The organism is Xanthomonas sp. NCPPB 1132, from assembly GCF_056629235.1.
Genome location: NZ_CM152819.1, coordinates 1,144,398 through 1,171,349, shown reverse-complemented (window position 1 = coordinate 1,171,349; position 26,952 = coordinate 1,144,398). Strand labels below are relative to the sequence as shown.

The window sequence follows — 26,952 nt, the reverse complement described above, 5'->3', positions numbered from 1 at the left end:
GCGCGCAGCGGAATGAGCGAATCGCGCAGCGGGACCGGCGCAGCATGCCGGTACCGCGGCGCCTGCCGCATTGCCAGGAAATCCCATGTCCGTGTTCCCGTTGCGCGCGCTGTGCGCGCTGGCCCTGATCGCCAGCGCGGCGCTGACGCTGCCGCCCATCGCCCATGCCGCCGCGCCGGAGAGCGTCGTTGCGCAAGTGCCCGGCGTCTATCGCCAGGCAGTCGGCCGCTTGCGCATCACCGCCCTGTTCGACGGCACCGTGGCGCTGCCGCGCGCGCAACTGGCGAACATCCCGCCGGAGGCGATCGCGCGCCTGCTCGACCACCGCTACGTGCCGGAGAACGACAAGGGCCTGCAGACCGCGGTCAACGCCTACCTGATCCAGGACGGCACGCACCTGACCCTGGTCGATACCGGCACCGCGACCTGCTTCGGCCCCGGACTCGGCCAGGTGCTGGCCAACCTGCGCGCCGCCGGCTACGCACCCGAGCAGGTCGACGACGTGCTGCTGACCCATGCCCATCCCGATCACCTGTGCGGCCTGCTCGATGCGCAAGGCCAGCCGGCCTATCCCAAGGCGACGGTGTGGCTGAGCGCCGCCGACGCCGCGTACTGGCTGGATCCGGCCAGCGAGGCCGGCGCGCCGCAGATGCTGCGCTTCGCCTTCCCGCTGGCGCGCGCGGCGGTGGCGCCGTACCAGGCTGCGCAGCGGCTGCGGCGCTTCCACCCCGGCGACGCGTTGCCGGGCGGTGCGGTGGCGCTGGACACCCACGGGCACACGCCCGGGCACGTGTCGTACCGCTTCGACGGTGGTGCGGGGCAGCAATTGCTGGTGTGGGGCGACCTGGTGCACTACCACGCGGTGCAGTTCGCGCAACCGCAGGCCTCGTACGAGGCCGACAGCGACCGCGCCGCAGCGATCGCCGCACGCAAGCGCATGCTGGCGCAGGCTGCGGACCACGGCTGGTGGGTGGCCGGCGCGCACCTGCCGTTCCCGGGCCTGGGCCACGTGCGCCGCGAGGGCGAGGCGTTCGCCTGGGTGCCGGCGGAGTTTTCGCCGTTGCCGGCGGCGCCTTGATTGGCCCGTACCCTCATCCGGCCCTGCGGGGCACCTTCTCCCGAGGGGAGAAGGAACAGCCGCTAGCCCCTCTCCCCTCGGGAGAGGGGTTGGGGTGAGGGTCCGGCGCGAAGCGTCTCGCAGAGTTCGAGTGCACGAGGCTGCGCCCTTACCCTCATCCGCCCCTTCGGGGCACCTTCTCCCAGTGGGAGAAGGAGCAGCCGATAGCCCCTCTCCCCCCGGGAGAGGGGTTGGGGTGAGGGTCCGGCGCGAAAGCGTCTCGCAGCATTCAACCGCAAGAGGCCGAATCCGGCGCCACCCCACTCACTCCGCGACAGTCGGCTCCGTGTCCAATCCAAGCCAGCCGCCGACGATGCCACGCGCCTCGTCCACGCCCTGGCGGCTCTCGCCGGAAAAGGCCTGCACGCTGACGGTGTCGCCGAACGCGCTGGCCAGCTCCTTGCGCACCTGCTGCAGCACCTGCGCCTGCTGGCCGCGGCCGAGCTTGTCGGCCTTGGTCAGCAAGGCATGCGCCGGCAGGCCGCGCTGCACCGCATACCCGAGCATCTGCCGGTCGTAGTCCTTGAGCGGATGGCGGATGTCCATCACCACCACCAGCCCGCGCAGGGCCTCGCGCGTGCGGAAATAGGTGTCGATGAACTTCTGCCAGTGCGCCTGCAGTTCCTGCGGCACCTTGGCGTAGCCGTAGCCGGGCAGGTCCACCAGGTAGCGCTCGGGCTGGACCTGGAAGAACACCAGTTGCTGCGTGCGGCCGGGCGTCTTGGACACGCGGGCCAGGGCGTTCTGCCGGGTCAGCGCGTTCAGCGCGCTGGACTTGCCGGCGTTGGAGCGGCCGGCGAAGGCCACCTCCCAGCCGCCGTCGTCCGGCAACTGACGGGCATTGTGGGCGGACAACAGGTACTGGGCACGTTCGAGGATCAGCGACATCCGCCTAGGATCGCACGTCCGCGGCCCCGGGCGGGCTTCGTTGACCGCCGGGCCGCGGCATGCCGATAATCGCGCGAGTGCGGTCGCCGGCCCGGCAGCCGCGGGGTCGGGTCATACGGAGCTTCAGCAATGCGCCACGCTCGCGTTCTTGCCTTTGCCGGTCTAGCGGTTTCCGTCGCCGCCGCGGTCGCGTTCGCGCAGACCTCGGTGGTTCCCATTCCAGACCACGCCCCGGTGCGCACCACGCCGCTGGAGAGCGACGTCGGCAAGGCCGCCTGGGGCGACCCCAAGGCCGGCCAGGCCAAGGCGGCGGCCTGCGCCGCCTGCCACGGTGCGGACGGCAATCCCGCCATCGCCATGTATCCGCGCATCGCCGGCCAGATGGAGCGCTACAGCGCGCGGCAGATGGCGCTGATCGCCCACGGCGAGCGCACCAGCGGCGCGGTCGCGGCAATGGTGCCGTTCGTGCAGCCGTTGAGCACGCAGGACATGCGCGACATCGGCGCCTACTTCGCCACGCAGAAGGCCGGCGCCGGCATCGCCGACGACGCGGTGATCGCCGACGGCCCGTACGCCGGCATGAAGTTCTACGAGGTCGGCCAGCAGATGTATCGCGGCGGCGATGCGACCCGCGGCATCCCCGCATGCATGGCCTGCCACGGCCCGGCCGGCGCCGGCAACCCCGGCCCCGCCTACCCGCATCTGGGTGGCCAGCACGCCGACTACGTGGCGCGGCGCCTGCAGGAGTACCAGGCCGGCACCACCCAGGAGCGCGATCCGACGATGTTCAAGATCATGGCGCAGGTGGCCAAGCCGCTGACCGACCAGGAGATCAAGGCGCTGGGCAGCTACCTGCAGGGCCTGCACGACCGCGCCGACGACGCGGCCGCGGCGCAGGCCGCACCGGCCGCGGCAACGCCACAGCAGCCGGCGCCCGCGCAACAATCCTGACCGCGCGCCGCCGCCGCGGCGGCGCCGGCCCGTTTCCCCTTCGCGCCGGTCCCGACGACCGGCGTTCGTTTTTTGCCATTGGAGATCGCATGAATCGTCTGCCCCGCCTGCTGTTGTGCCTGCTCGCCCTGCTGCCGTTGAGCGCCTGCGCGCAACCCAAGTCCGCCACCGCGGTGGAAGGCGAGGACTACACCCTGATCGCCGACCCCAAGCCGTTCGCGCCGCTGGCCGGCAAGATCGAGGTGGTGGAAGTGTTCGGCTACACCTGCCCGCATTGCGCGCACTTCGAGCCGCTGCTGGAGGAATGGGCCGGCAAGCAGGCCAAGGACGTGCGCCTGACCCTGGTGCCGGCGGCGTTCGGCGGCTACTGGGACAGCTTCGCCGCCGCCTTCTATGCCGCGCAGCAACTGGGCGTGCAGAGCCGCAGCCACCGCGCCATGTTCGAGGCCATCCACGACAAGCGCAGCGTGCCGGTGCAGAACGTGGCGCCGGAGGAACTGGCCACGTTCTACGCCGGCTTCGGGGTCAAGCCGCAGGCCTTCATCGCCGCCTACCAGAGCCCGCAGGTCGCCGCGCAGGTGAAGGCCGCGCGCGATTTCGCCGTGCGCGCCGACATCGCCGGCACCCCGGCGCTGATCGTCAACGGCAAGTACCTGGTCAAGGGCAAGAACTTCGAGGACATGCTGCGCATCGCCGACGCGCTGATCGCCCGCGAGCGCGCCGGCAAGTAATCGGCGCACGGCGCTTCATCCGCGCCATGGCATCATGACGGGGTGGCCGGACCGCGCTTGCGGCGCGTCCGGCGTTTTCCCCCATCCTGCTGGAGATGTCGCCGATGAAGACCCGCTTCGCCCTGACCTTGATGGCCCTGCTGCCGATCCTGGTGGCATGCAAGGCCCAGGACGGCACTGCCGACACCGTCGCCCCTGCCTCCGGCACCGCCGCGGCCCCGGCTGCGCCTGCCGCCGGCGACACTGCCGCCGCGCCCGCCGAGACCCCGGCCGCGCCTGCAGCCACCACCGCCGATGCCGCCGCGCAGCCCGCCGCCACCGACGGCGACAGCGCCGCCGCGGCCAAGCCGGTCGCCGCCAAGACCCCGAACGGCCCGGAGCCGGTCGCCGGCACCGACTACGTCGACATCGCCGGCGGCCAGCCGTTCCAGCCGACCAACGGCAAGATCGAGGTGGCCGAGATCTTCGGCTACGTCTGCCCGGCCTGCGCGCGCTTCCAGCCGTTGATCGGCCCGTGGAAGGCCGGCCTGCCCTCCGACGTGCGCTTCGTCTATGTGCCGGCGATGTTCGGCGGCACCTGGGACGACTACGCCCGCGCGTTCTATGCCGCCGAGGCGCTGGGCGTGCAGGAGAAGACCCACGAGGCGCTGTACAAGGCGATCCACGTCGACGAGACCCTGAAGGGCGAGCGCGGCCGCGACTCGGTGCAGGACATCGCCAACTTCTACGCCAAGTACGGCGTGGACCCGAAGCAGTTCGCCGACACCATGGGCAGCTTCGCGGTGGCCACCAAGACCAACCGCGCCAAGCAGTTCGCCACCCGCAGCGGCATCACCGGCACGCCGTCGCTGATCATCAACGGCAAGTACCTGGTCAAGGGCAAGAGCTACGACGACATGCTGCGCGTGGCCGATCACCTGATCGCGCGCGAGCGCGCGGCGATGGCCAAGTAAGCCGTCCGTCCCGGGCCGCACCGCCGTGACCGCTCCCGCCACCCGCACCCTGCGCGTGCTGACCGCCAACATCCAGGCCGGTTCCAGCACGCGCCGCTACAGCGACTACGTGACCCGCAGCTGGTCGCATGCGCTGCCGGCCGGGCGCAAGCGCAGCAGCCTGGACGCGATCGCGCAACTGGCCAGCGACCATGACATCGTCGGCCTGCAGGAGGCCGACCCCGGCAGCCTGCGCTCGGGTTTCACCAACCAGACCCACTACCTGGCCGAGCGCGCCGGCTTCAACTACTGGAGCCACCAGCCGAACCGCCGCGTGGGCGGCGTGGCGTCCAGCGCCAACGGCCTGCTCAGCCGGCTGGAACCTGTGGAAGTGCAGGACCACGCCCTGCCCGGCCGACTCGGCGGGCGCGGCGTGCTGCTGGCCAAGTTCGGCAACGGTGCCGACGGCCTGGCGGTGGCGGTGGCGCACCTGTCGCTGGGCGCCAATTCGCGCGCGGCACAGTTGGCCTTCATCGCCGAGCTGCTGTCCGATCATCCCAACGCGGTGCTGATGGGCGACTTCAACTGCGTCGCCGACCGCCCGGAAATGCAGTTGCTCTACAAACGCACCCGGCTGCAACCGCCGGGCTGCGTGGTGCCGACCTTCCCGAGCTGGCGCCCGCAGCGCGCCATCGACCACATCCTGGTCAGCGACGGCCTGCGCTGCAACGTACAGCGAGCGGTGCCTGCGGCGTTCTCCGACCACCTGGCGGTGGCCACCGAGATCGACGTGCCGCAGCATTTGTTGCGCTGAGACAGCACGGTCGATTCTTGTAGCGCGTCGTCGCGGCTTCAGCCGCGACGGGCATTGCCGGGAACGTCCGTCGCGGCTGAAGCCGCTCCTACAGCTCGCATCGATACGCCTGCGGGAGCGTACACACACTCCCGCAGGGTGTCAGGCGTAGGCAGCGACTAGAACTTCAGATCCGCCCGCACATACAGGTAGCGCCCACCCGGAATGCCGTAGGTGGAGGCGTCGTAGCCGTTGAGCGAGCACGACAGGCAGATCGGCGGGTCCTTGTCGAAGACGTTGTTGACGCCGCCGCTGAGGGTCAGGCCCTTGAGCCAGTCGAAGCGGTAGCCGACCTGCAGGTCGTGGTAGGTGATCGCGTCCAGCGTGTTGGTGCCGGCGACAGGATTGCTGCACACCGGGAACGCGACCGCGTCGCCGCATTGCTCGGTCAGCTCGGAGATGTGCCGCAGCGTCCACGACGCATTCCAGCGCCCGCGCGACCAGTCCAGGCTCAGGTTGCTGGTCCACTCGGGAATCGAGCTGTCCACCACTTCCACGCCCGGGCGCTGCGGCTGCACCTGGCCGGCCGCGCCGGTGGCGACGTAGCGGGTGACGAAGGTGTTCTGCCAGCCGATCTTGAAGCGGCCGGCGGCGGTCTCCGGCGAGTTCCAGAACAGGTCCACGTCCCAGCCGTCGGTCTTGATCGAGCCGAGGTTGGTCAAGCGGTTGTTGAAGCCGTTGATGCCGCCGGTGGAGGCGCGGGTGATGCCGTCGCAGTAGGTCGGCGACAGCGTGTCCACGCACAGGTCGAGCTGGGTCTGCGCGTTGATCGCCTGAATCGCGCCGTCGATGTCGTGGCGGTAGAAGGTCACCTCCACGTCGAAGCGGTCCGACCACGGTACGTTGCTGGCGAACCACGGGCTCCACACGAAGCCGGCGCTGAAGCTGCGCGCCTTCTCCGGTTCCAGCGCGCGGTTGCCGCCGGTGGTCACCGAGATCTGCGAGTTGGCCTGCTGGTAGCCGGTCGGCACGCCGAGCGCGGCGCAGTTGCTGGCGCTGCCGCGCGGCGCGGTACCGCCCAGGCCGATCGAGCACGGGTCGGACAGGGTGAGGTCGGCGCGCGCGGCCGAGCCGTACAGTTCGCCGATGCTGGGCGCGCGGAAGCCTTCGGCGTAGCTGGCGCGCAGCACGAAGTCCGGCGCCACCTGCCAGCGCAGGCCGTACTTCGGGGTGAACTTGCCGCCGAAGGTGGAGTAGTCGGAATAGCGCCCGGCCAGGCTCAGATCCAGTTTGTCGCCCAGCGGCGAGTCGGCGAAGATCGGCACGCTCAGTTCGAGATAGGCCTCCTTGACGTCGTAGCTGCCCTGCGTCGGCAGCGACGGCACGCCGTTGTAGTGGCCGATCACCGTCAGCGGATCGGGGCGGTAGAAGCCCTCGTACTTGCGGTACTCCACGCCGGTGGCGAAGGACACCGCGCCGGCCGGCAGCCGGAACAGGTCGCTGCTGAGGTTGGCGGTGAACTGGGTCAGCTCGTTCTGGCTGCGGTCGTGCACCACCGGCTGGATCCAGCGCAGCATGTCCGGGGTGATGCTGCCGGCGCCGCCGAAGATGTTCAGCGGCACGCAGCCGGCCACCGCGGCGCACGCCGCCGGATCGCCCAGCGCCAGGTTGATGTTGTAGATGTTGTAGCTGCCGTAGTTGGTCTGCTCGGCCTTGTTCTTGCTGTAGGCGCCGTTGACGTCCCAGAACCAGGTGCGGTCGGCGCCCTCGAAGCTGCCGATGAAGCCGGTGCCGACATACTGGGTGTCCACGCGCTGCTCGAACACGCGCGCACCGCCTTCCACCGGGCGGCGCCCGATCATGATCAGGTTGCTGCCCGAATCCAGCGCGAAGCCGAACGGGTTGTAAGGGTTGGCGGCGGAGATGACGATGTTGTCGGCCAGCGGATTGCCGGTGCCGGCGTCGGGACCGAGGAAGATCGGCTCGGGCGCGGCCTGGTTGGTCGATTCGCGGCGGTTGCCGAGCAGCTTCAGGTACCACTGCACGTCATCGTTGAAGAAGAAGCGGAACTGGCCGAACACGCCCTTGCGCTCGGACGGCGTCAGCAGCAGGTTGGACGCGGCGAAGTTGTAGCGGTCGGCGGTGGTGAAGCAGTGGTAGTCGTCGCTGCGGGTGCAGCCGCCGGCGCCGTCGTAGCGCGGCGTGCCCACGCCGCTGTTGGGCGTCAGGTTCTGCTCGGCGCCGGTGTTGGGGTCGACGAAGATGAAGCGCCCGTCCGGCGTGGCCGAGCTGCCGAAGGTCAGGCCGGTGCCGGGAATCGGATACAGCGACTGCGCGCGGTCGCGCGCGTAGATCGGATCCTGCTTGGTGTAGCTGGCGCCGAGGAACAGGCTGGTGCGCTCGGTGCTGTGGCCCCAGGCCAGGTCCACGCCCTTGCTGGCGCCATCGCCCTTGTCGTACTCGCCGTAGTTCAGGGTGACCTGGCCGCCCTCGAAATTGCGCCGGGTGATGATGTTGACCACGCCGGCGATGGCATCGGAGCCGTACAGCGAGGACGCGCCGTCCTCCAGTACCTCGACGCGCTCGACGATGGCCAGCGGGATGGTGTTGAGATCGGTGGCCGCGCCCACGCCCGAGGCCGAGGACTCGTTGACCCAGCGCATGCCGTCGACCAGCACCAGCACGCGCTTGGCGCCGAGATGGCGCAGATCGACCTGCGCCGAGCCGGCGCCGACGCCGCTGCCGTCCGGCGGAAAGCCGAAATTGCCGGAGGAATTGAACTTGGCGTTCAAGGCCGAACCGGAGGCGGTGAGTTCCTGCAGCACATCGCCGATGGAGGTCAGGCCGGTGCGTTCGATGTCGGCGCGGCTCAGGGTCTGCACCGGCACCTGGCCTTCGACTTCGGCGCGGCGGATGCGGGTGCCGGTGACCTGCACGCTGTCCAGCGTGGTGGCAGTGCCGGGAGCGGCCGGGGGCGTCTGTTGCTGGGCGCCGGCGATGGCGGGGACACCGCCGAGCAGGACCAGGGATACCGCGAAGACCAAAGGATGGCGGTGCAGGAAATTCATCCGTCTCTCTCTCCAGAAAGGATGTGGGTCGGCCGCTGCGACCCCCTGCACCGCGACGGCGTGGAATTCTTTGTAAACAAATCGTAAACGGCCTGCAAGCGTCCGGCCGGCAAAGCGCGGGCCATCGCGACGACTGGTCGATCTGGTAGACACGAGGGCCGCGAGACGCAGCCAACTGGTGAGATGCCGAAGCCCCTCTCCCCTCGGGAGAGGGGTTGGGGTGAGGGTACGGAGCGCGAAGCGCCCGCGCGATCTGGCGATCAAAGGCTTCGCCCGTACCCTCATCCGCCCCTGCGGGGCACCTTCTCCCAATGGGAGAAGGGAAACGCCGAAGCCCCTCTCCCACCGGGAGAGGGGTTGGGGTGAGGGTACGGCGCGCGAAGCGCCCGCGCGATCTGGCGATCAGAGGCTTCGCCCCTACCCTCATCCGCCCCTGCGGGGCACCTTCCCCCGAAAAGGGGGCCATGGTCCCGATGGGAGAAGGGAAACGCCAAAGCCCCTCTCCCACCGGGAGAGGGGTTGGGGTGAGGGTAAGGCGCGAAGCGTCCGCGCGATCTGGCGATCAGAAGCTTCGCCCGTACCCTCATCCGCCCCTGCGGGGCACCTTCCCCCCGAAAAGGGGGCCATGGTCCCGATGGGAGAAGGGGAACGCCAAAGCCCCTCTCCCCTTGGGAGAGGGGTTGGGGTGAGGGTACGGCGCGAAGCGACTCGCGGAGTTCAGGCGTACGAAGCTGCACCCGCATCTCACCCGCCCGTGCCGGAGCACAAAAATGCAGGCCGGCACGCAATACCGATCTGCAACGCTCCAGGGCATCGCACTGACACGACGTGTCGTGGCTCTACGCGTCGTTGAAACGGCGATTCATCCGCGTTCGGTATAGTCCCGCGCATGATCCTGCGCACGTCTCTCCTGCTGTTCGCCGCCGCGTTGTGCGGCCCCGTTTCCGCCCTCGCCCAGTCCCTGGATGCGCAACGCCCGGCGATCCGCTCGGCGATCGACGATGCCGAACAGGGCCGCTTCGACCCGGTCCGCGCGGCCGCCTTCAAGCAGCATCCGCTGTACGGCTGGCTGGAGTACGCCAACCTGCGCCGCACCATCGACAAGGTGTCCGATGCGCAGGCGCAGGACTTCCTCAAGCGCTACGCCGGGCAGCCGGTGGCCGAGAGTTTCCGCGCGCTGTGGCTGCCGGCGCTGGCGCGGCGCGAGGACTGGCCGGCGCTGCTGGCGAACTGGAAACCCACCGAGAACCTCGGCCTGCGCTGCGCCCAGCTCAATGCGCGCCAGGCCACCGGCCGTGCCGACGCGCAATGGACCGACGAAGCGCAGGCGCTGTGGCGCAACGCCGGCAAGTCGCTGCCCGACGCCTGCGACCCGGTGTTTGCGGTCCTGCAGGCGCGCGGCGGCATGACCGATGCGCTGCGCTGGGCGCGCGTGGAAGCGGCGGCGGACGCACAGCAGCCGGCGGTGATGCGCGCCGCCGCACGCGGCCTGCCCGCGGCCGAGCTGGCCCTGGCCAACGACTACGCGGCGTTCCTGGACGCGGTGCACACGCGTGCGCTGAACTGGCCCAAGACCGAGCGCAGCCGCAAGGTGGCGGTGGACGGGCTGCAGAAGCTGGCCAAGACCGACCCGGACGCCGCCGAGCGGCAACTGCCGCAATTCGCCCAGACACTGCAGTTCAGTGAGGCGCAGCGCGGTGCGGTGCTGTACCAGATCGCGCTGTGGACGGTGGCCTCGTACGGGCCGGATTCGGCGCGCCGGCTCAACGCCGTGCCCGAGTCCGCCTACGACGAACGCCTGCACGAGTGGCGCGCGCGCGAGGCGATGGCGCGCGGCGACTGGCCGGCGGCCCTGGCCGCGATCCGCAAGATGCCGCCGGCGCAGCGCAACGATTCGCGCTGGCAGTACTTCGAGGCGCGGCTGGCGGAGAAGACCGGCAATGCCGGCGAGGCGCAGCGGCTGTATCGCGCGGCGGCCAGCTCTGCCACCTTCCACGGCTTCCTGGCCGCCGACCGGCTGAAGCAGCCGTACGCGCTGTGCCCATGGGAACCGAACGACAGCGCACAGGCGCAGGCGGCGGTGGCGCGCGATCCGGCGCTGGTCCGCGCACTGGAACTGTTCAAGATCGACCGCGCCGGCTGGGCGGTGGCCGAGTGGAACGATGCGCTGAGCCGCTTCGACGACACCCAGCGGCGCCTGGCGGTGGAAGTGGCCAGCGCCAACGGCTGGTTCGACCGCGCGGTGTTCGGGCTCGGCAAGCGCCCGGAGGAACAGCGCCTGTACACGCTGCGCTTCCCGCTGCACCACGCCGACACCATCCGCCGCGAAGCCGGCAAGAACGCGATCGACCCGGCCTGGGTCGCCGCCGAGATCCGCGCCGAAAGCGTGTTCAACCCGAACGCGCGCTCCCCGGCCAACGCGATGGGCCTGATGCAGGTGGTGCCGGCCACCGGCGCCAGCGTCGCCCGCAGCCTCGGCCTGGCCGGCTACGGCGGCGCCGCCAGCCTGTATGACCCGGACACCAACATCGCCATCGGCACCGCCTACCTGCGCCAGTTGCTCAACACCTACGGCCTGCCCTACCTGACCATCGCCGCCTACAACGCCGGCCCCGGCCCGGCCGCACGCTGGCAGAGCCAGCGCCCGGGCCACGATGCCGACTTCTGGATCGAGACGGTCAGCTACAAGGAAACCCGCGAATACGTGGCGCGCATCCTCGCCTTCAGCGTGATCTACGACTGGCGCCTCAACGGCGACGCCCTGCCGGTCACCGAACGCATGCTCGGCAAGCTGGACGCGCCGCGGAAGAAGTTTGTGTGTACGGCCGCCGATGCGGCGGCCGGGAATCGGGAATAGAGAATGGGGAATCGCAACGGCGCGCCGCGCGCAACCGCGCCGAACAGTGGGTCAACACGCCAGCGCGACATCAGGCGAAGGGAATCTGCTTTTACCATTCCCCATTCCCTATTCCCCATTCCCAGCCCCCAATGAACATCTACCTCGTCGGCGGCGCCGTGCGCGACGCCTTGCTCGGTCAACCGCCCGGCGACCGCGACTGGGTGGTGGTCGGCGCCAGCGCGCAGCAGATGCTGGAGTTGGGCTACAAGCAGGTGGGCCGCGATTTCCCGGTGTTCCTGCATCCGCGCAGCGGCGAGGAGTACGCGCTGGCGCGCACCGAGCGCAAGGCCGGGCGCGGTTACCACGGCTTCGTGGTGCAGGCCGATCCGTCGGTGACGCTGGAAGAGGATCTGCAGCGGCGCGACTTCACCATCAACGCGATCGCCCGCGACGAGGCCGATGGGCGTCTGGTCGATCCGTATGGCGGCGCGCGCGATCTCGAGCAGCGGGTACTGCGCCATGTCGGCCCGGCCTTCGCCGAGGATCCGCTGCGGGTGCTGCGCGCGGCGCGGTTCATGGCGCGGCTGGCGCCCCTGGGATTCGTCGTCGCGGCCGAGACCATGGAGCTGATGCGCGCGATGGCCGCCGGCGGCGAACTGGAAACGCTGGTGCCCGAACGCGTCTGGCAGGAACTGCGGCGCAGCCTGGCCTCGGCGCAGCCCTCGGCGTTCCTGCGCACGCTGCGCGAGGCCGATGCGCTGCGCTGGGTGCTGCCGGAGCTGGATGCGCTGTACGGGGTGCCGCAACGCGCCGAGTACCACCCCGAGGTCGACACCGGGCGCCATCAGGAGCTGGTCAGCGACATGGCCGCGCGGCTGGCGCCGGGCGACGCGCTGATCGGCTTCGCCGCGCTGACCCACGACCTGGGCAAGGCACTGACGCCGCCGGAGGAATGGCCGCGCCACCTGATGCACGAGCAACGCGGCCTGGCGCCGCTGCGCACGCTGTGCGAACGCCTCAAGGTGCCGCAGGAGCATCGGCAACTGGCCGAGATCGCCTGCCGCGAGCATCTGAACGTGCATCGCCTGGCCGAGTTGCGCGAGCGCACCGTACACGAACTGCTGCAGCGCTGCGACGGCTTCCGCAAGCCCGAACGCATCGCGCAGCTGGCAACGGTGTGCGAGGCCGACAAGCGCGGCCGCCTCGGCAGCGAGGATGCCGATTATCCGCAGGGCCCGGCGCTGCAGCGCCTGCATGCGGCGGCGCTGGCGGTGAACGCGCGCGACCTGGCCGCGCAGGGCCTGAGCGGCCCGCAGATCGGCGAGGCCCTGGCCAAGGCGCGGATCGCGGCGATCGCCGCGGCGCGGCGGACGTCCGCAGACTGACGCGGCAGGGCCGTGCGCCGCAGGCCGGCTCGCCGGTACGGCGGGACCTGATGCACGGCGGTTCGAAGCTGCTGGCGGTTGCGTCGAGCGCGCAGTCCGCAGAGGTTGGCCGAGAACGATTCCGGCCCCCTCGACACCCGCAACCGCTGCGCGCGACGGGTTGGCGCCGTTGGTCAGGGACCCGGCCGTGACGGATCGGGAAACTGAATCACCACGTCGTTGAGCGGCAGTTGCGCCCGGCGATAGTCGATCGGCGAGGCCTGCCATGGCTCGCCCTGCCCAAACAGCTGGGCTTCGGATTCGGCGCCGAGGTAGCCGAATCGCTCGAACGCGTAGGGCACGCCTTCCGAACCTTCGAACGCGACGGCATTGGACAGCTGGAAATGCAGATGCGGCGCGGCGGAATTGCCGGACTGTCCCAACTGCGCGAGCACTTGCCCCCGCTGCACCCGGTCGCCCGGTTTCACCGTGAGGCTGCCCCGCCGCAGATGCGCATAGCTTGCGAAGGTGCCCGGGGCGATCTCCAGTACCACGTAGTTGCCGAACAGGCCGTCACTGGTCAGCGCGGTGGGCTCCGGCTGCGCGCTGAGCGGCTGGTGTTCGGCCTCGCCATCGCGCGCGCTGCGCACGACGCCGTCGGCCACGGCCAGCACGTCCGCGCCATAGCCGATCCAGTCGGCGTAGCGGGACCTGCGGATGTCCTTCACGCCCGATCTCAGCGCATGCCCGGCAGCGTCGACGCCGACCAGATCCAGGGCGTAGCGCTGCGGAATGGTCAGTTGCCCGTTCACCGCCACCAGGCTGCCCCAATGGTGCGACTGCGCTTCGCCGGGACCTTCGTGGGCCAGCCAGCGGCCACCGCGCAACGGCGCGCCGATGACCATGGGCATCGCATTGCCGACCTCGACGATGACGCCATCGAGCGTGCTGCGTATGCGGCCGTCCGAGATGAAGTGCATGCGGTGACGAAGGCGGTGCGGCACGGACGCACCCGCCGGCACGGTCAACCAGACGAAGAACACCGCGCGCCTGCCCGGGAGGATCGCCAGCGGTTCCTGTACCCCGGCGCAGGCTTCACCACGCGCGCCAGTTGCGTTGCATCCAGCGCCAGCAGGGGCGTGACCGCATCGTCAGTGAACACCTCCAGCCCCTGCGGTGCGAGCGCGCCGGAGTCGCCGTAGAAGTTGCTGACGTGCAGCTCATAGGCCAGATGCATGCGCCCGTCGCTGCCGGTAAACGCCGCGGGCGGGAACGGCACATGCGCTTCCACCGGCGCCAAGGCGTCCTCGGCGCGGGCAGCGGAAATGCCGGCGATTCCTGCCAACAGGAGTGCCAGCGCGACGCTGCGAATCATTCGATGCACACTCTCCGGCAGAGGCATGGAGCGAAACGACGACCTGGTTCCTGCGCCATCGCCACGTGGAAACCGATGACCAAGCTTGCCGACGACCGGGGCCGGCCGCAAGGCGTCCTTCGGCGCGCCTATCCGAAGCGGGACAGCACCTGCCGCACGCGTGCGGCGTAGCCGCCACCGAACAGGTTGAGGTGATTGAGCAGGTGATAGAGGTTGTACAGCGGCGCGCGCTCGCGCCAGTCGTTGGCCAACGGCGCGTGCTCGGCGTAACTGCGCAGCAGGGACGGGTCGGGTTCGCCGAACAGCGTCAGCATCGCCAGTTCGGCCTCGGCCCAGCCATGGTGGGCCGCGCCGGCGTCGATCAGCGCCGGCAGGCCATCGCCTGCGCAATGCAGATTGCCTTGCCACAGGTCGCCGTGCAGCAGGACCGGCGGCTGCACCGGGATCAACTGCGGCAGGCGCTCGTACAGTCGCTCGAGACGGGCCATGTCGGCGGCGGTCAGCGCACCGCCGCGCAGCGCGCGCTGCGCCTGCGGGCGCAAGCGCCGTTCGACGAAGAACCGATGGCCATCGCGGTCGGCGCGGTTGTCCTGCGGGATGTCGCCGATGTAGCCGTCATGATCGAAACCGAAGCGCACGCCACGTACCCGGTGCTGGCGTGCCAGGCCCTCGCCGGCGAAGCAGGCGAAGCGCGGATGCGGCGCCGCGGTGCCCAGGTCTTCGAGCAGCAGCCAGTCCTCGCCTCGCGCATGCACCTGCGGCACGCGCAGACCGCCTGCGGCACGCAACGCGTCCAGGCCGCGCACTTCGGCAGCGAAGAAACCGGCCGGCATGGCGTGGCGGCGTTTGCAGATCGCACCGCGGCCGTCGCGCAGCGTCAGCCGGTGCAGACCATCGCGCGGCGGCACGGCGAACAGGTCGGTGAAGTTCTGTGGCATTGGACGAGGCTAACGCATGCCATGTGTGCCCTGCGCCATCGCGAATACGTCACTGCGCCCGCACTCACGACATGCGCACTTCCCGCGGCACGCGCAAGGCGATGCCGCGTCGCCCTACTCCATCACACCCGCGATCCAGGTATGCCGGACCTGCAACGCCTCGTCCAGCAGCACCAGGTCAGCCTGGTAGCCGGGCGCGATGTGGCCGTAGCGGTGGTCCAGGCCCACGCACTGCGCCGGGTACAGCGAGGCCATGCGCGCGGCTTCTTCCAGCGGCACGTCCAGCCACTGCACGCTGTTGCGCACCGCGCTGGCCATGTCCAGCGCCGAGCCGGCCAGGGCACCGGCGGCATTGCGCACCACGCCGTCGATGGCGGTGATGGTTTCGCCGTACAGGTCGAACGCGGGGCTGTCGGCGCCGACCATCGGCATCGCGTCGGTGACCAGGAACACGGTGCCGCGCGGCTTGGCCGCCAGCGCCACGCGCAGGCTGGCCGGATGCACGTGCACGCCGTCGACGATCACGCCGCACCAGGCGTTGCGATCTTCCAGCGCCGCGCCGACCACGCCGGGATCGCGTCCCTGCAACGGGGTCATGGCGTTGTACAGATGGGTGAAGCCGCAGATGCCGGCGTCCAGCCCGGCGCGGGCCTCTTCGTAGCTGGCGGCGGTGTGGCCGGCGAACACGCGCGCACCGGCCGCGGCCAGGGTGCGGATGCTGGCCGCCGGCACGCGCTCCGGTGCCAGGGTGATCAGGGTGACGCCGTTGTCCAGCGAGGTGGCCATGGCCAGTTCGTCGGCGTCGGGCACGCGGAACTTGTCGGCGTTGTGGGTGCCCTTGCGCGCCGGCGCCAGGTAGGGTCCTTCCAGGTGGATGCCGAGCACGCCCGGCACGCCTTCGGCGATGGCCTGGCGCGTGGCGGCGATCGCCGCGCGCATCACCTCCACGTCGTCGCTGATCAGTGTCGGCAGGTAGCCGGTGGTGCCGTAGCGGCGATGGCCCTGGCCGATGCGGCGCAGCGCCTCGACGTCGGTGCGGTTGTTGAACAGCACCCCGCCGCCGCCGTTGACCTGCAGGTCGATGAAGCCCGGCAGCAGGCTGCCGCCGCCCAGGTCGTGCTGCACCGGCGCTGCCGCCACGCGCGGGTCGGCGTCGTCGAGCAGGGCGAGGATGCGCCCGCCCTCCAGCAGCACGCTGACGCCGTCGAGGAATCCGTCCTCGCCGAGCACGCGCGCGTTGCGCAGCGCCACCGTGGTCATCAGACGGTCTCCGTCACTTTGTTCAGATGCGGCGGCAGGTCCGGGTTGTAGCCGCGGCGCAGCGCCAGGGCGTTGATCGCGCGGTAGAAGCTCTGGATCGCCAGCAACGGCGCGCACGCGGGGTGCGGCGCAGCGACCAGCGGCAGGTCGCCGCCGGCGCTGGCCAGCCATACCTGCGCGCCGCGGCCGCGGAACTCCTCGGCCAGGCGCCGGGTGCCCTCGCCGGCTTCGTCCGGCTGGTCGAACGCCAGCACCGGGAAGCCCGGGCCGACCAGGGCCATCGGCCCGTGCTTCACTTCCGCCGAGCTGTAGGCCTCGGCGTGCAGGCCGCAGGTCTCCTTGAACTTCAGCGCCGCTTCCTGCGCCGCCGCCAGGCCGAGGCCGCGGTCGAGCACGAACAGGTTGTGCGCCTCGACCAGGCCGTCGGTCAGCGAGCGCCAGTCGGCCTGCCAGGCCGCACGCAGCGCCTGCGGCAATTCCTGCAGTGCGCCCAGCAGCGCCGGGTCGTTCTTCCAGTGCGCGCCGAGCTGCAGGATCGCCGCCAGCGAGGCCAGGTAGCTCTTGGTCGCGGCCACGCTCTTCTCCGGGCCGGCGCCGAGCGGGATCACCGTGTCGGCCAGCTGCGCCAGCGGCGAATCCTCGACGTTGACCAGCGCCACCACGCGCGCGCCGGCGTCCTTGGCCGCCTGCGCGTTGCGCAGCAGGTCCGGGCTCTTGCCCGACTGCGAGATCACCAGGTACAGCGCCCCGCGCAACTGCAGCGGCGCTTCGTACACCGAGCCCACCGACGGCGAGGCCGAGGCGGTGACCACGCCGAGCTGGGTCTCGAACAGGTACTTGGCATAGGTGGCGGCGTGATCGGAACTGCCGCGCGCGCAGGTCACCACGAACGGCGGCGGCGCGGCGCGCAACGACGCGGCGAGCGCGCTCACGGTGGCGTGGTTGCGTTCGAACTGCGCGGCGATGACCGCGGCGGCTTCCGCGGCTTCGCGGAACATCAGGGTGTCGGTTTCGGAGGGCAGCGCCATGGGCAGGGTCATGTGGGGTCAGGGGAGGAGGAACGGCGGGAATGCGGCTGCATGGGCGCGGTCGAGCCACGCACCACCAGTTGCGGCACGAAGCCCTGGTTGTGCACCGGCGCCGGATGGTCTTCGTAGGCATCGCTGCGCAGCTGGCTGATCAGCAGCCGCGCGGCGTGGCGGGCGATGTCTTCGGTGGCCTGCTTGGCGGTGGTCAGCGGCGGCCACGACTGGCGCGAGAACGGGCTGTCCTCGAAGCCGGCGATGGACAGGTCGTAGGGCACGTTCATGCCTGCCGACTTGGCCGCGGCCAGCACGCCGGCGGCGATCTCGTCGTTGGAGCCGAAGATCGCGGTCGGCGGCTCGCGCAGCGCCAGCAGGCGCCGCGCGCCGCGGAAGCCATCGTCGAAGGTGTAGTCGCCGGGGATCACCAGGTGCTTGTCCAGGGTGATGCCGTAGTCCTTCAGCGCCGCCTCGTAACCGGCGTAGCGCTCGCCGCTGGACCGGTGCGAGGTGCCGCCCCACAGGAAGCCGATGCGCTGGTGGCCGAGCTGGATCAGGTGCTCGGTGATCTCGTAGGCGGCATCGCGGTCGTCGACGTAGACGCAGGGGCCGTCCTGCGGATCCTCGGTGGCGGCGATGATGCGCACGGTCTTGATCCCGCGCGCGGCCAGCGCCGCGACCAGGTCGGCGCGCTCGGACATCGGCGCGGTCAGCACCAGACCGGCCAGGCGCGAGCGCTGGGTCCACTCGGCCAGTTCCTCGGCCAGCATCGGCGCGGTGGAATCGCAGGGATGGATCTGCAGGCCGAAGCCGGTCTCGCGGCAGGCGGCGAGCACGCCGTTCTGCACGCCGATGATGTGGTACGGGTTGGGGTTGTCGTACACCAGCCCGATCACGAACGGCGTGCCGCTGCGCAGGTTGCGCGCCGACGGATCCGGCTCGTAGTCCAGCTCGGCGATGGCATGCAGCACGCGCGAGCGCGTGGCCTGCATCACCGACGGTTCGTTGTTGATGACCCGCGAGACGGTCTTCAGCGACACCCGCGCCCGTTCGGCGACGTCTTTGATGGTGGGTCTGCGCATTGGAATGAGTTTGCCGGGTTGGAGAAAAGCGCGTCAGCTCACCGCGCGCCCTGGCCGACGCGGTGACCGCGCAGCGCGAAGAACAAGATGTACAGGTAGCAGGCGATCATCAAGCCGGCGAAGACCACCTGGAAATCGAACGACTCCTTCAGATGGGCGAACAGCTGCGGCACCGCGGCGCCGCCCACGATGCCCATGATCAGCAGCGCCGCGCCCTTCTCGGTGAACTTTCCCAGCCCCTTGATGGCCAGCGGGAAGATGGCCGGCCACATGATGGCATTGGCGAATCCGAGCGCCGCCACGAACGCCACCGAGACATAACCGCCGGTCAACATCGCGCACAGCGAAAAGACGATGCCGAGGCATGCCGAAATGGACAGGTACTTCTCCTGCGAGATGTACTTCGGAATCAGCACCAGGCCGACCAGGTAGCCCGCCAGCATGCAGGCCAGCGTGCCGATGGTGAAATACTTCGCGTAGTCCAGCGAGAGACCGAGGCTGTTGCCGTAGATGCCGATCGCATCGCCCGCCATCACCTCGGCGCCGACGTACACGAAGATGCACAACGCGCCCAGCCACACGTGCGGGAACGCGAAGATGCTGTCGCGGCTGCGTTCGTCGGCGGCCGACGCGTTGGCCTTCTCGGCGCTGATCTCGGGCAGGGGCGAAAACAGGATGGCCACCGAAAGCACGGCAAGCACGCCGGCGATCGCCATGTAGGGGCCGTGGATGCGGCCGGCGAACTCCTGCAGCAGCAGTTCCTTCTGCGCCGGCATCACCTGTTCGATCTGGGTCGAAAAATCCTCCATGCCGTGCAGGACCACCTTCGCCAGTCCATACGTGGCCAGCGCGCCCGCCACCTTGTTGCAGATGCCCATGAGCGCGATGCGGCGCGCGGCGCCGTCGATCGGCCCGAGGATGCTGATGTACGGATTGACCGCGGTCTGCAGCAGGGCCAGGCCGCCGCCGATGATGAAGATGCCGCTCACCGCGCCCACGTACGAACGGGCATTGGTGAACTGGCCGAAGATGGCCGCGCCGATCGCCAGGATCAGCAGGCTCAGCGCCAGGCCCTTCTTCATCCCGGTCAGCTTCAGGATGAACGACGAAGGCAATGCCAGGCAGAAGTAGGAAATGTAGAACGCGCTCGGGATGAGGAACGCGAACGTGTCGCTGACATTGAAGGCGACCTTGGCGAACAGGATCAGCGGCCCGTTGATCCAGGTAAAGAAGCCCATGATGAAGAACAACAGGCCGACGATGGCGATGGAAGCGTAGGGACTGGCGGGCCGTGCGGTGGTCATGGGCGGCGTGCTCCGGGAGGGCGCGGGGATCGGCGATCAGCGTCGCAGTTCGGCGACGAAGTCGTAGTAGTCGTTGTGGCAATAGGTGTCGGTCAGTTCGATCGCGCTGCCGTCGCGGGTGTAGCCGACCCGCACCACGTGCAGGATCGCCTCGCCTTCCTTCATGCCGAGATGGCCGGCCAGCCGCGCCGGCAGGTTGATCGCGCGAAAGTACTGCAGCGCCCGCACCACCGGGGTGCCGCGCTCGTCCAGGTAGCTGTAGAGCGAATCGGCGATGGCGTGCGGATCGGGCACCACGTGCTGCGGCAGCACCGCCTTCTCGTAGGCCATCACCCGGCCGTCGGCGCTGCGCAGGCGGGTCAGCGCCGCGACCACCGTGTCCGGCGACAGGCCCAGGCGCAGGATCTCCTCGCCATGCGCCGGACGCGTGCGCCGCTCCAGCCAGCGCGTGCCCGGCTCCAGCCCCTTCATGCGCAGGGTTTCGCTGAAGCTGGCCAGGCCGCTGAGCTGGTGCTGGATGTGCGAGGTGACGAAGGTACCGGCGCCCTGGCGGCGCGACACCAGGCCCTGCTCGACCAGCGCGTCCACGGCCTGGCGCAGGGTCACCCGCGACACCTGCAGGTATTCGCACAGTTGCCGTTCGGCCGGCAGCGCCTCGCCCGGCTTCCACTGCCCGCCCTTGATCGCCTCCACCAGCTTGCTGGCCAGTTGCAGGTACAGCGGGGTCGGCGCGTCCGGATCCACGGCCAGCGCATGCAGGCGTGGATCGGCCTGCGGCTTGGGCTTGGTCATGGCGCGCTCTCCAGTCCGCATGAATTCGTTATGTCCAATATAGTACCAATTCGCGGTCCGTGCACGCCGGGTCACAGCCGCAGGTACAGCCTCCTGCGATCCATCCACCAGCCCACCAGCCAGCACAGCAACGTATAGGCCAACGCGCAGGCCAGGCTGCCCCAGGGGCCGGGCAGCAGCCGCTGGAACACATCCACGCCCAGCCACTGGTACAGGTCCATGCCGCTGGCGCCGGCCGGGACCAGCCGCAGGCAGACCACGAACAGTTCGGAGAACAGGTAGATCGCCAGCGGATTGCGCCCGAGCACGGTGAAGAAGCCGCTGCCGGCCTGCCAGCCGCGCACCTCGATCGCCCACAGCAGCGCGCCCAGCAGCCACAGGTCCAGGCCCACCGTCAGCAGCACGAACGAGCCGGTCCACAGTTTCTTGGCCAGCGGGAACCACGGCTGCCAGGCCAGCGCCAGCAGGACCAGCGCGCCGCCGGCCAGCCACAGCCAGCGCACCGTGCGCGCCTGCTTGCCGACGCGGCGCACGTACAACCCGGTCAGGTAGCCGGCGATGACGTTGACCGTGGCCGGCAAGGTGCCGAGCAGGCCCTCCGGATCGAACCCGCCGTCCTTGCGATACAGCTGCGCCGGATCCAGCAGCCACAGGTCCAGGCGCGTGCCGGCATTGCCGAGCTTGCTCAGCTCCGCGCCCGGCTGGCCCCACAGGTACAGCGCGCCCCAATAGCCGAGCAGCAGCGCGACGCACATACCCAGCAGGCCACGCGGCGACAGCCAGCGGCACAGCAGCGCCGCAAGCGCATAGCACAGCGCGATGCGCTGCAGCACGCCCGGCACCCGGGTCTGGTCGATCGCGGTGAGGCTCCAGTGGCCGTCCGCGCCCTGGTGCACGAACGGGAACCAGTACATCAGGAAGCCGAGCAGGAAGATCAGCGCGCTGCGCTTGCCGACCCGACGCAGGAACGCGCCGAGCGGCTGGCCGCGATCCAGCGCGAAGCTCATCGCGTTGCCGACCGCGAACAGGAACGACGGAAACACCAGGTCGGCGGCGGTGAAGCCGAACCACGGCGTATGCCGCAGTTGCACGAACGCATCGGCGCCGGCGCCCGGCGTGTTGACCAGGATCATCAGGAAGATGGTCAGGCCGCGGAACACGTCGAGCGACAGGAAGCGTTCGCGCGGCGGCGCCGCGGCGGGAAGGCGGACGGACGCGGCGCTCATGGCGCATCCACCTGGTGCAGCAGCGTGCGCACCGCCGCGACCGGATCGGCCGGCGCGTGCCGCACGTAGGCGGTGTCGCGCGCCACCCAGTCCCGTTCCCAGGCGCGCAGCCGTTGCTGCAGTTGCGCCTCGTCCACGCTGCCGCCGGCGACCGCCGCCTCGCGCAGCATCTGCAGCGCCAGCGTCCAGCGCGGCAGGTAATAGTCCGCATACATGCCCTGCCAGGCCTTGGACGCGTAATCGCCCAGATTGCCCTCGCCGCCCCACACGCTGACCTGCGCTTTGGCGTCGCGCCGGTAGTAGGCCGCGTCCTGCGGGGTCTTCGCATAGCCGGCGGCGGCGTCGAGCCAGCTCGACAGGGTGTCCTGCTGGCCGCCGACCAGGCTGTCGAGTTGCGTCACCGCCTCGCGCACGCGCGCGGTCGCCGCGTCGCCGGCTGCGACATCGCCGCGCCGGTAGGCGGCCACCGCCTGCTGCAACTGCACGTCCACGCGGCCGGTGGCGTAATGGCGGGCGAAATCGACCAGGTCGTAGCGATACAACGGCGCATCGGCGTACTCCGGCGCCAGCGCCAGCAGTTGCTGCAGCGCGCGGCGCAATCGCCGCGGATCGCCGGGCGCACCTTCGAACTCGCCGATGTCCAGCGTCGGCCGCTTGAACAACAGATAGGCGCCGGCGCGGCTGCGCCACCAGCGCGGCGTCCAGTAGCGGGTAGACAGCACCGACGCCTGCAGGTCGTCCCAGGCCGCGCGCAAGGCCGGCGAGGTGTGTCCGTAGCGGGCGCGGGTGTAGTCGTCGAGCCAGTCCTGCAACGGGCGCTGCTGCGCGCCCCAGGCCAACGCATACATGTATTCGTAGACCACCGAGGTGGTGTGCAGCCCTTCCGGGAAGGCGCCGAAGCCGACCAGTTGCTGCTTGTCCTTGTCGGCGAGCAGCGCACGCAGGTCCTCGTGGTAGAACGCCAGGTCGCCGTACACCGGATTGCTGCCACCGTAGTTGTGCACGTAGCCGTAGATCCACTGCTTGCCGTCGAACGCGTCGGACAGTTTCCAGGTGCCGGGGTAGCGGTCGTTGCCGATATCCAGCACCAGCAACTTGTCGTTGGGCACCTCGCGCAGGAACGCGGCGATCGCCTGCGGCGTCCAGAAATGGCGATCGGCGCCGAACAGCCAGCCCTGCATCACCCACACCGCATCCGGGTTGGCGCGGTGGATCGAGGCGTACAGCGCGCGGCCGTACGCGGCCAGGCGCTTGTCGCGCTGCGCCGGCGGCACCTCGGGCGGCTTGGTCCTGGCGGTGTTGGCGGTGCTGTCGCCGTAGCTGGCCAGGCGCGCGTCGCTGCCGTCGGCGGCGATCGGCGGCAACATCTCGTTGAACGCATCGGCCAGGTAGTAGGTGCCCTTGCCATAGGTGCGGTCGTAGAGCTGGATGAAGCGCTGCGCGATCTGCGCGAACAGCGGATCGGCCGGATCCAGCCAGTAGGTCTCGTGGAAGCCCTCCCAGGCGCGCATGCGGTAGATGCGCGCCTGCGGGTGCGCCTGCGCAAACGCCTTCGGCACGTAGCCGGCGAAGGCCGGCAGCACCGGCTTCATGCCCAGCGCGCGCATGCGCTGCAGGATGCGCAACTGCAGCGCATGCTTGTCCTCGATCCACTGCTGCGGCAGCGGCGCGTCGTAGCCTTCGATGTTGCCCATGCGCTGCCACGGCGCGAAGGCCGGGCCGGAGAAGTACTGCGCCAGTTCCGCATCGGCGACGCCAAACTCGCGCCACAGCGCCTGCCACACGTACTCCTGGCCCTCCATCGCCAGCGGCATGTCGATGCCGTGCAGCGCCATCCAGTCGATCTCGCGCTCCCAGCGCGCCCAGTCCCACCACGGCGTGGTGTAGCCGTAGGTGCAGACGTTGAGGTAGGCGCGGTGCGCGAACGGGGTGACCACACGCGGCCCCTGGACGTCCGCATAGGCTGGCGGCAGCGCCACGCGGCTGCCCTCCCAGCTCACCGACGCCGCACCGATCGACTGCAGGTAGCTGTACGCGCCATGCGCCAGCGCCACCTCCGAGGACCCGGACACGCGCAGCGTGCCGGCCTCGGCGGCGATCTGATACCAGTCGTTGCCGCGGCCGCGCGGCTGCCGTTGCAGGCGCAACTCGGCGGCGCGCGGGCCGAGCGTGCGCAGCAGCACCGCGCGTGCGGTGCCTCCCTGCATGTCCTGCGCGGGCGACGCGGACGCACCCGGCGCCAACAGCGCACAGGCCAGCAGCACCAGCACGGCATGCGCGCGCAGCGATATCGCCCGGACACGGCGCAGTCCGGCATGGCCGCGCGGGAAGATCTGGCGGAAAGCATGGTTCATTGGCTCAATACTCCACTGTCGCGACATCGTCGAAGCCGAATGGCGCTCCGGCCTTCACTTCCATCACCACCGCCAGCACCCGTTCGCCGGCCGCCGGCGACAGCCGCAGGGACACCGGCTGCCCCGCCGCCACACTGGCGACCCGCTGCCGGTCCAGATACACCTGCACCGCGCCGGTCGCGCGGCCGAGCCGCAAGCGGCCGCCGCGCTGCTGGATTCCGGCCCAGGGCGTGAACGCGGTCCGGTACAGCACGTAGCCGTCGCGCTCGGCGCGCATCTCCAGGTTGCCCGGCTGGCAGAAACTCCAGCTGTTGTTGTCGTTGGCCGCACGCGGCAGCGCCGGATCCGGCGGCGCGGCGAACGGCAGGGTGCGCCGCCAGCCGCCCACCACCATCGCCGTGGCGGCCGGCGGCAACGACAGCGGCGGCGGCGCCGCGTCCAGCGTGATATCTGCCTGCGCCGCACGCAGGCCAGGCGCGCTTGCCACGATGCGTAGCCGGCGGCGATCGCTGCCGGCCTCGACGATGGCCTGCGCCAGGCCGTTGAACAGCTGCACCTGCGGCACGTTGTCGGGCGCATGCCGGTTCGGGTCGCCGTTGCCGACGCCGAGCAGGCGCCCGCCTTCGACCTGCAGCGCGATCTGCGCATCGGCGAACGGCACATGGCGGCCCTGCGCATCCACCGCCTCCAGGGTGATCGGTTGCGCGTCGCGGCCGTCGCAGCGCATGCGCGTGCGGTCCGGGGTCAGCCGCAGCGCGACCGGCGCGCCGACCGTCTGCACCCGCTGCCGCGCGACCTCGCGCCCATCGCGGTAGGCCACCGCTTCCAGCACACCAGGCGCATACGCGACCTGCCAGGTGTTCATCGCGATCCGGTCCACCGCCTGCCGCCCCTGCGAGCGGCCGTTGAGCCACAGCTCCACCTGCTGCGCGTTGCAGAACGCCATCACCTTGATCGGGGTGCCCTCGCGGCCCGGCCAGTTCCAGTGCGGCAGCAACTGCAGCACCGGCGCGTCGTCGATCCACTGCGCCTGGCGCAGCCAGTAGGCGCCCTTGGGGAAGCCGCACAGGTCCATGATGCCGAAGAACGAGGACACCGATGGCCATTCGAACGGCGTCGGCTCGCCACGATAGTCGAAGCCGGTCCAGACGAAGCCGCCGGCCAGGTACGGCCGCTCGTCGATCAGCTTCCAGGACGCGCGATGGGTGTTGCCCCAGGGCGCGGCCACCGAATCGTCCTCGGCGATGACATGCGCGTCCATGTCGGTGAACCAGGCGCCGCGGGTCTGGAAGGCGCTGGTGTCCTCGCTGGACAGCAGCGGTGTGTGCGGCATCGCCGCATGCACGCGGTCGTAGTTGAACTGGCGGTAGTTGAAGCCGACCACGTCCACCGCATGGGACGCGTTGCGTTCGGTCAGCATGCCGTCGTTCATCGCCGCGGTCACCGGACGGCTGTCGTCGAGCGTGCGCACCAGCGCCACCGCGCGGCGCACCATTTCGTAGCCGGCGACGGTGCCCTGCATCGGCTCCTCGTTGAACACCGACCACAGGAACACGCAGGCGCGGTTGCGGTCGCGGCGCACCAGCCAGCGCAGTTGCGCGGCGTAGTCGGGCGCCGGATTGAACACGCGGTTCTCGGCCATCACCAGCATGCCCAGGCGATCGCAGACGTCGAGCAGCTCGCTCGCCACCGCGTGGTGCAGGCGGATCGCGTTGCAGCCCAGCGCCTTGAGCCGGCGGATGCGGAAGTCCAGCAAACTGTCCGGCACCGCCACGCCGACCCCGGCATGGTCCTGGTGCAGGCAGGCGCCCTTGATCTTGAGCGGCCGCTCGTTGAGGAAGAAGCCCTGTTGCGCATCGAAGCGCAACGTGCGGAAGCCGATCGCGCACTCGCGGCGGTCGCGCTCGCGCCCCGCGCTGCGCAGCACCGCCGCGAGTCGGTACAAATGCGGCGCGGCCACGTCCCAACGCTGCGGCTGGTGTACCTGCAACACGACCTGGGCCTGCACCTGCGCCAGCGCGCCGGCCTGCAGCGCGGCACTGCCCTGCGCCACCACCGTGCCCTGCGCGTCGTACAGCGTCGCCTCCAGCAGCGCCGCATCGGCCTGTTCGCCGACATTGGCCACGGTGACCGTCACCGGCAGCGTCCAGCGATCGTCGGCCTCGGCGCGCGGCACCGCGTGCACGCCGTCGCCGACGATGTGCAGCGCATCGCGCACCGCCAGCCAGGTATGCCGGTAGATCCCGGCGCCTTCGTACCACCAGCCGTCCATCGCTTCGGCGTCCACGCGCACTGCGATGGTGTTCAGATCCTGGCCATAGCGGGCGATCGCGGTCATGTCGATGGCGATGCCGTCGTAGCCGCTCCAACTGCGCGCCATCAGCAAGCCGTTGACCCAGACCGTGGCGCGGCTGGCGATGCCGTCCAGACGCAGTTCCAGCGCCTTGCCGCGCTGCGCCTCGTCCAGCCGCAGGCTGCGCCGGTACCAGGCGATGCCGCGGCGGCGATAGCCCTGCGCCACGTTGGCGCTGGCCTCGATCGGCTGCTCGATGGCGAAATCGTGCGGCAGCCGCAGTTGCCGCCACTGGCTGTCGTCGAAATCGCCGGCGGCCGCGCCCCAGGCCTTGCCGGCCTTGGCGTTGTCGTAGCTGGCGTCCTGCCCGGTGATCGGCGGAAACGGGATGTCGCCCTCGTGGAAACGCCACCCCTCGTCCAGGCAGAACAGGCCGGGATCGGCCGCCAGGGTCACCGCGGGCACGGCCGCCACCGCGGCCTCGCCCGCGCTGGCGAGGCCGGCGGATGCCGCCGTGCCGGCCCGGCTCCCGCGCGGCAGCGCCAGCAGCAGGCCGGCGCCGGCACTGCCGGCCAGGAAGGTTCTTCGTTGCATGCGCTTGTCCTCATCGGATCGACCGCCCG

General features: G+C 70.3%; 20 protein-coding genes. 7 read left to right on the top strand and 13 right to left on the bottom strand.

The genetic code is table 11. The features are described from left to right. The first annotated feature begins 85 nt into the window (after window positions 1–85). Window positions 86–1,078: an MBL fold metallo-hydrolase gene (locus AC1G9L_RS05060; RefSeq protein ID WP_481070406.1), complete on the top strand. Its 993-nt coding sequence runs from the start codon at window positions 86–88 to the stop codon at window positions 1,076–1,078. A 303-nt stretch (window positions 1,079–1,381) separates the two neighbouring features. Here AC1G9L_RS05060 and yihA read toward each other — a convergent pair whose 3' ends face one another. After that, a complete protein-coding gene (yihA, locus tag AC1G9L_RS05055; RefSeq protein WP_019802248.1) occupies window positions 1,382–2,005 on the bottom strand; it encodes a ribosome biogenesis GTP-binding protein YihA/YsxC in 624 nt (207 codons plus the stop codon). Window positions 2,006–2,134: 129 nt separating this feature from the next. On the opposite strand from yihA, the gene AC1G9L_RS05050 reads away from it, so the two are divergent. The 4 genes from AC1G9L_RS05050 to AC1G9L_RS05035 all read left to right on the top strand — a co-directional run bounded on the left by AC1G9L_RS05050 (window position 2,135) and on the right by AC1G9L_RS05035 (window position 5,433). Beyond that, window positions 2,135–2,956, top strand: coding sequence for a c-type cytochrome (locus AC1G9L_RS05050; RefSeq protein WP_481070405.1), 822 nt, complete (start codon window positions 2,135–2,137; stop codon window positions 2,954–2,956). An 89-nt stretch (window positions 2,957–3,045) separates the two neighbouring features. Then, window positions 3,046–3,687: a DsbA family protein gene (locus AC1G9L_RS05045; protein ID WP_019801052.1), complete on the top strand. Its 642-nt coding sequence runs from the start codon at window positions 3,046–3,048 to the stop codon at window positions 3,685–3,687. Between the two features lie 104 nt (window positions 3,688–3,791). After that, entirely contained in the window at window positions 3,792–4,640 is an 849-nt protein-coding gene (locus AC1G9L_RS05040) for a thiol:disulfide interchange protein DsbA/DsbL (protein ID WP_481070404.1), read from the top strand. 25 nt (window positions 4,641–4,665) lie between these two features. After that, window positions 4,666–5,433 carry an endonuclease/exonuclease/phosphatase family protein gene (locus AC1G9L_RS05035; RefSeq protein WP_019802074.1) on the top strand — a complete coding sequence of 256 codons (768 nt, stop codon included), beginning with the start codon at window positions 4,666–4,668 and terminating at the stop codon, window positions 5,431–5,433. A 158-nt stretch (window positions 5,434–5,591) separates the two neighbouring features. On the opposite strand, the gene AC1G9L_RS05030 is transcribed toward AC1G9L_RS05035, so the two are convergent. Next, window positions 5,592–8,480: a TonB-dependent receptor domain-containing protein gene (locus AC1G9L_RS05030; RefSeq protein WP_019802075.1), complete on the bottom strand. Its 2,889-nt coding sequence runs from the start codon at window positions 8,478–8,480 to the stop codon at window positions 5,592–5,594. Between the two features lie 889 nt (window positions 8,481–9,369). Between AC1G9L_RS05030 and AC1G9L_RS05025 the strand changes: the two genes are divergently transcribed. Together AC1G9L_RS05025 and AC1G9L_RS05020 are read left to right on the top strand one after the other, a co-directional pair. Beyond that, window positions 9,370–11,337, top strand: coding sequence for a transglycosylase SLT domain-containing protein (locus AC1G9L_RS05025; RefSeq protein WP_481070403.1), 1,968 nt, complete (start codon window positions 9,370–9,372; stop codon window positions 11,335–11,337). Window positions 11,338–11,468: 131 nt separating this feature from the next. Continuing rightward, the gene (locus tag AC1G9L_RS05020; RefSeq protein WP_481070402.1) at window positions 11,469–12,704 is read left to right on the top strand and encodes a multifunctional CCA addition/repair protein; all 1,236 of its coding nucleotides are present in this window, start codon (window positions 11,469–11,471) and stop codon (window positions 12,702–12,704) included. A gap of 173 nt (window positions 12,705–12,877) precedes the next feature. Here AC1G9L_RS05020 and AC1G9L_RS05015 read toward each other — a convergent pair whose 3' ends face one another. The 11 genes from AC1G9L_RS05015 to galA all read right to left on the bottom strand — a co-directional run bounded on the left by AC1G9L_RS05015 (window position 12,878) and on the right by galA (window position 26,923). Continuing rightward, on the bottom strand, window positions 12,878–13,726 hold the full coding sequence (locus AC1G9L_RS05015) for a M23 family metallopeptidase (RefSeq protein WP_481070401.1): 849 nt from the start codon (window positions 13,724–13,726) through the stop codon (window positions 12,878–12,880). Beyond that, window positions 13,708–14,058, bottom strand: a complete 351-nt coding sequence (locus AC1G9L_RS05010) for a hypothetical protein (protein ID WP_019802453.1) — start codon at window positions 14,056–14,058, stop codon at window positions 13,708–13,710. Before AC1G9L_RS05010 ends, AC1G9L_RS05015 begins: the two co-directional genes overlap by 19 nt. Window positions 14,059–14,186: 128 nt before the next feature. Next, a complete protein-coding gene (locus AC1G9L_RS05005; protein ID WP_019802452.1) occupies window positions 14,187–14,996 on the bottom strand; it encodes a fructosamine kinase family protein in 810 nt (269 codons plus the stop codon). 114 nt (window positions 14,997–15,110) lie between these two features. Continuing rightward, window positions 15,111–16,256, bottom strand: a complete 1,146-nt coding sequence (gene nagA, locus AC1G9L_RS05000; protein WP_481070400.1) for an N-acetylglucosamine-6-phosphate deacetylase — start codon at window positions 16,254–16,256, stop codon at window positions 15,111–15,113. Continuing rightward, a complete protein-coding gene (locus AC1G9L_RS04995) occupies window positions 16,256–17,284 on the bottom strand; it encodes an SIS domain-containing protein (RefSeq protein ID WP_209246297.1) in 1,029 nt (342 codons plus the stop codon). Before AC1G9L_RS04995 ends, nagA begins: the two co-directional genes overlap by 1 nt. Window positions 17,285–17,292: 8 nt before the next feature. Continuing rightward, window positions 17,293–18,360 (bottom strand): LacI family DNA-binding transcriptional regulator, encoded by a 1,068-nt coding sequence (locus AC1G9L_RS04990; protein WP_010343153.1) that lies wholly within the window; start codon window positions 18,358–18,360, stop codon window positions 17,293–17,295. 38 nt (window positions 18,361–18,398) lie between these two features. Then, on the bottom strand, window positions 18,399–19,664 hold the full coding sequence (locus tag AC1G9L_RS04985) for a glucose/galactose MFS transporter (protein ID WP_019802149.1): 1,266 nt from the start codon (window positions 19,662–19,664) through the stop codon (window positions 18,399–18,401). 36 nt (window positions 19,665–19,700) lie between these two features. Next, a complete protein-coding gene (locus tag AC1G9L_RS04980) occupies window positions 19,701–20,456 on the bottom strand; it encodes a GntR family transcriptional regulator (protein ID WP_010343151.1) in 756 nt (251 codons plus the stop codon). A gap of 71 nt (window positions 20,457–20,527) precedes the next feature. Beyond that, window positions 20,528–21,682 (bottom strand): heparan-alpha-glucosaminide N-acetyltransferase domain-containing protein, encoded by a 1,155-nt coding sequence (locus tag AC1G9L_RS04975; protein WP_019802150.1) that lies wholly within the window; start codon window positions 21,680–21,682, stop codon window positions 20,528–20,530. Then, on the bottom strand, window positions 21,679–24,036 hold the full coding sequence (locus AC1G9L_RS04970; protein ID WP_481070399.1) for an alpha-N-acetylglucosaminidase: 2,358 nt from the start codon (window positions 24,034–24,036) through the stop codon (window positions 21,679–21,681). Before AC1G9L_RS04970 ends, AC1G9L_RS04975 begins: the two co-directional genes overlap by 4 nt. Window positions 24,037–24,040: 4 nt before the next feature. Continuing rightward, a complete protein-coding gene (gene galA, locus AC1G9L_RS04965) occupies window positions 24,041–26,923 on the bottom strand; it encodes a beta-galactosidase GalA (protein WP_481070398.1) in 2,883 nt (960 codons plus the stop codon). Between the last annotated feature and the right edge of the window lie 29 nt (window positions 26,924–26,952).

What these genes read in the sequence shown, in the direction of transcription:
- AC1G9L_RS05010 (WP_019802453.1), bottom strand. Translation starts at nt 14,058, where the DNA reads ATGATTCGCAGCGTCGCGCTGGCACTCCTGTTGGCAGGAATCGCCGGC.
- yihA (WP_019802248.1), bottom strand. Translation starts at nt 2,005, where the DNA reads ATGTCGCTGATCCTCGAACGTGCCCAGTACCTGTTGTCCGCCCACAAT.
- AC1G9L_RS04980 (WP_010343151.1), bottom strand. Translation starts at nt 20,456, where the DNA reads ATGACCAAGCCCAAGCCGCAGGCCGATCCACGCCTGCATGCGCTGGCC.
- AC1G9L_RS04975 (WP_019802150.1), bottom strand. Translation starts at nt 21,682, where the DNA reads ATGAGCGCCGCGTCCGTCCGCCTTCCCGCCGCGGCGCCGCCGCGCGAA.
- AC1G9L_RS05025 (WP_481070403.1), top strand. Translation starts at nt 9,370, where the DNA reads ATGATCCTGCGCACGTCTCTCCTGCTGTTCGCCGCCGCGTTGTGCGGC.
- AC1G9L_RS05020 (WP_481070402.1), top strand. Translation starts at nt 11,469, where the DNA reads ATGAACATCTACCTCGTCGGCGGCGCCGTGCGCGACGCCTTGCTCGGT.
- AC1G9L_RS05060 (WP_481070406.1), top strand. Translation starts at nt 86, where the DNA reads ATGTCCGTGTTCCCGTTGCGCGCGCTGTGCGCGCTGGCCCTGATCGCC.
- AC1G9L_RS04990 (WP_010343153.1), bottom strand. Translation starts at nt 18,360, where the DNA reads ATGCGCAGACCCACCATCAAAGACGTCGCCGAACGGGCGCGGGTGTCG.
- AC1G9L_RS05030 (WP_019802075.1), bottom strand. Translation starts at nt 8,480, where the DNA reads ATGAATTTCCTGCACCGCCATCCTTTGGTCTTCGCGGTATCCCTGGTC.
- AC1G9L_RS05005 (WP_019802452.1), bottom strand. Translation starts at nt 14,996, where the DNA reads ATGCCACAGAACTTCACCGACCTGTTCGCCGTGCCGCCGCGCGATGGT.
- AC1G9L_RS05050 (WP_481070405.1), top strand. Translation starts at nt 2,135, where the DNA reads ATGCGCCACGCTCGCGTTCTTGCCTTTGCCGGTCTAGCGGTTTCCGTC.
- AC1G9L_RS05040 (WP_481070404.1), top strand. Translation starts at nt 3,792, where the DNA reads ATGAAGACCCGCTTCGCCCTGACCTTGATGGCCCTGCTGCCGATCCTG.
- AC1G9L_RS05045 (WP_019801052.1), top strand. Translation starts at nt 3,046, where the DNA reads ATGAATCGTCTGCCCCGCCTGCTGTTGTGCCTGCTCGCCCTGCTGCCG.
- AC1G9L_RS04970 (WP_481070399.1), bottom strand. Translation starts at nt 24,036, where the DNA reads ATGAACCATGCTTTCCGCCAGATCTTCCCGCGCGGCCATGCCGGACTG.
- galA (WP_481070398.1), bottom strand. Translation starts at nt 26,923, where the DNA reads ATGCAACGAAGAACCTTCCTGGCCGGCAGTGCCGGCGCCGGCCTGCTG.
- nagA (WP_481070400.1), bottom strand. Translation starts at nt 16,256, where the DNA reads ATGACCACGGTGGCGCTGCGCAACGCGCGCGTGCTCGGCGAGGACGGA.
- AC1G9L_RS04985 (WP_019802149.1), bottom strand. Translation starts at nt 19,664, where the DNA reads ATGACCACCGCACGGCCCGCCAGTCCCTACGCTTCCATCGCCATCGTC.
- AC1G9L_RS04995 (WP_209246297.1), bottom strand. Translation starts at nt 17,284, where the DNA reads ATGGCGCTGCCCTCCGAAACCGACACCCTGATGTTCCGCGAAGCCGCG.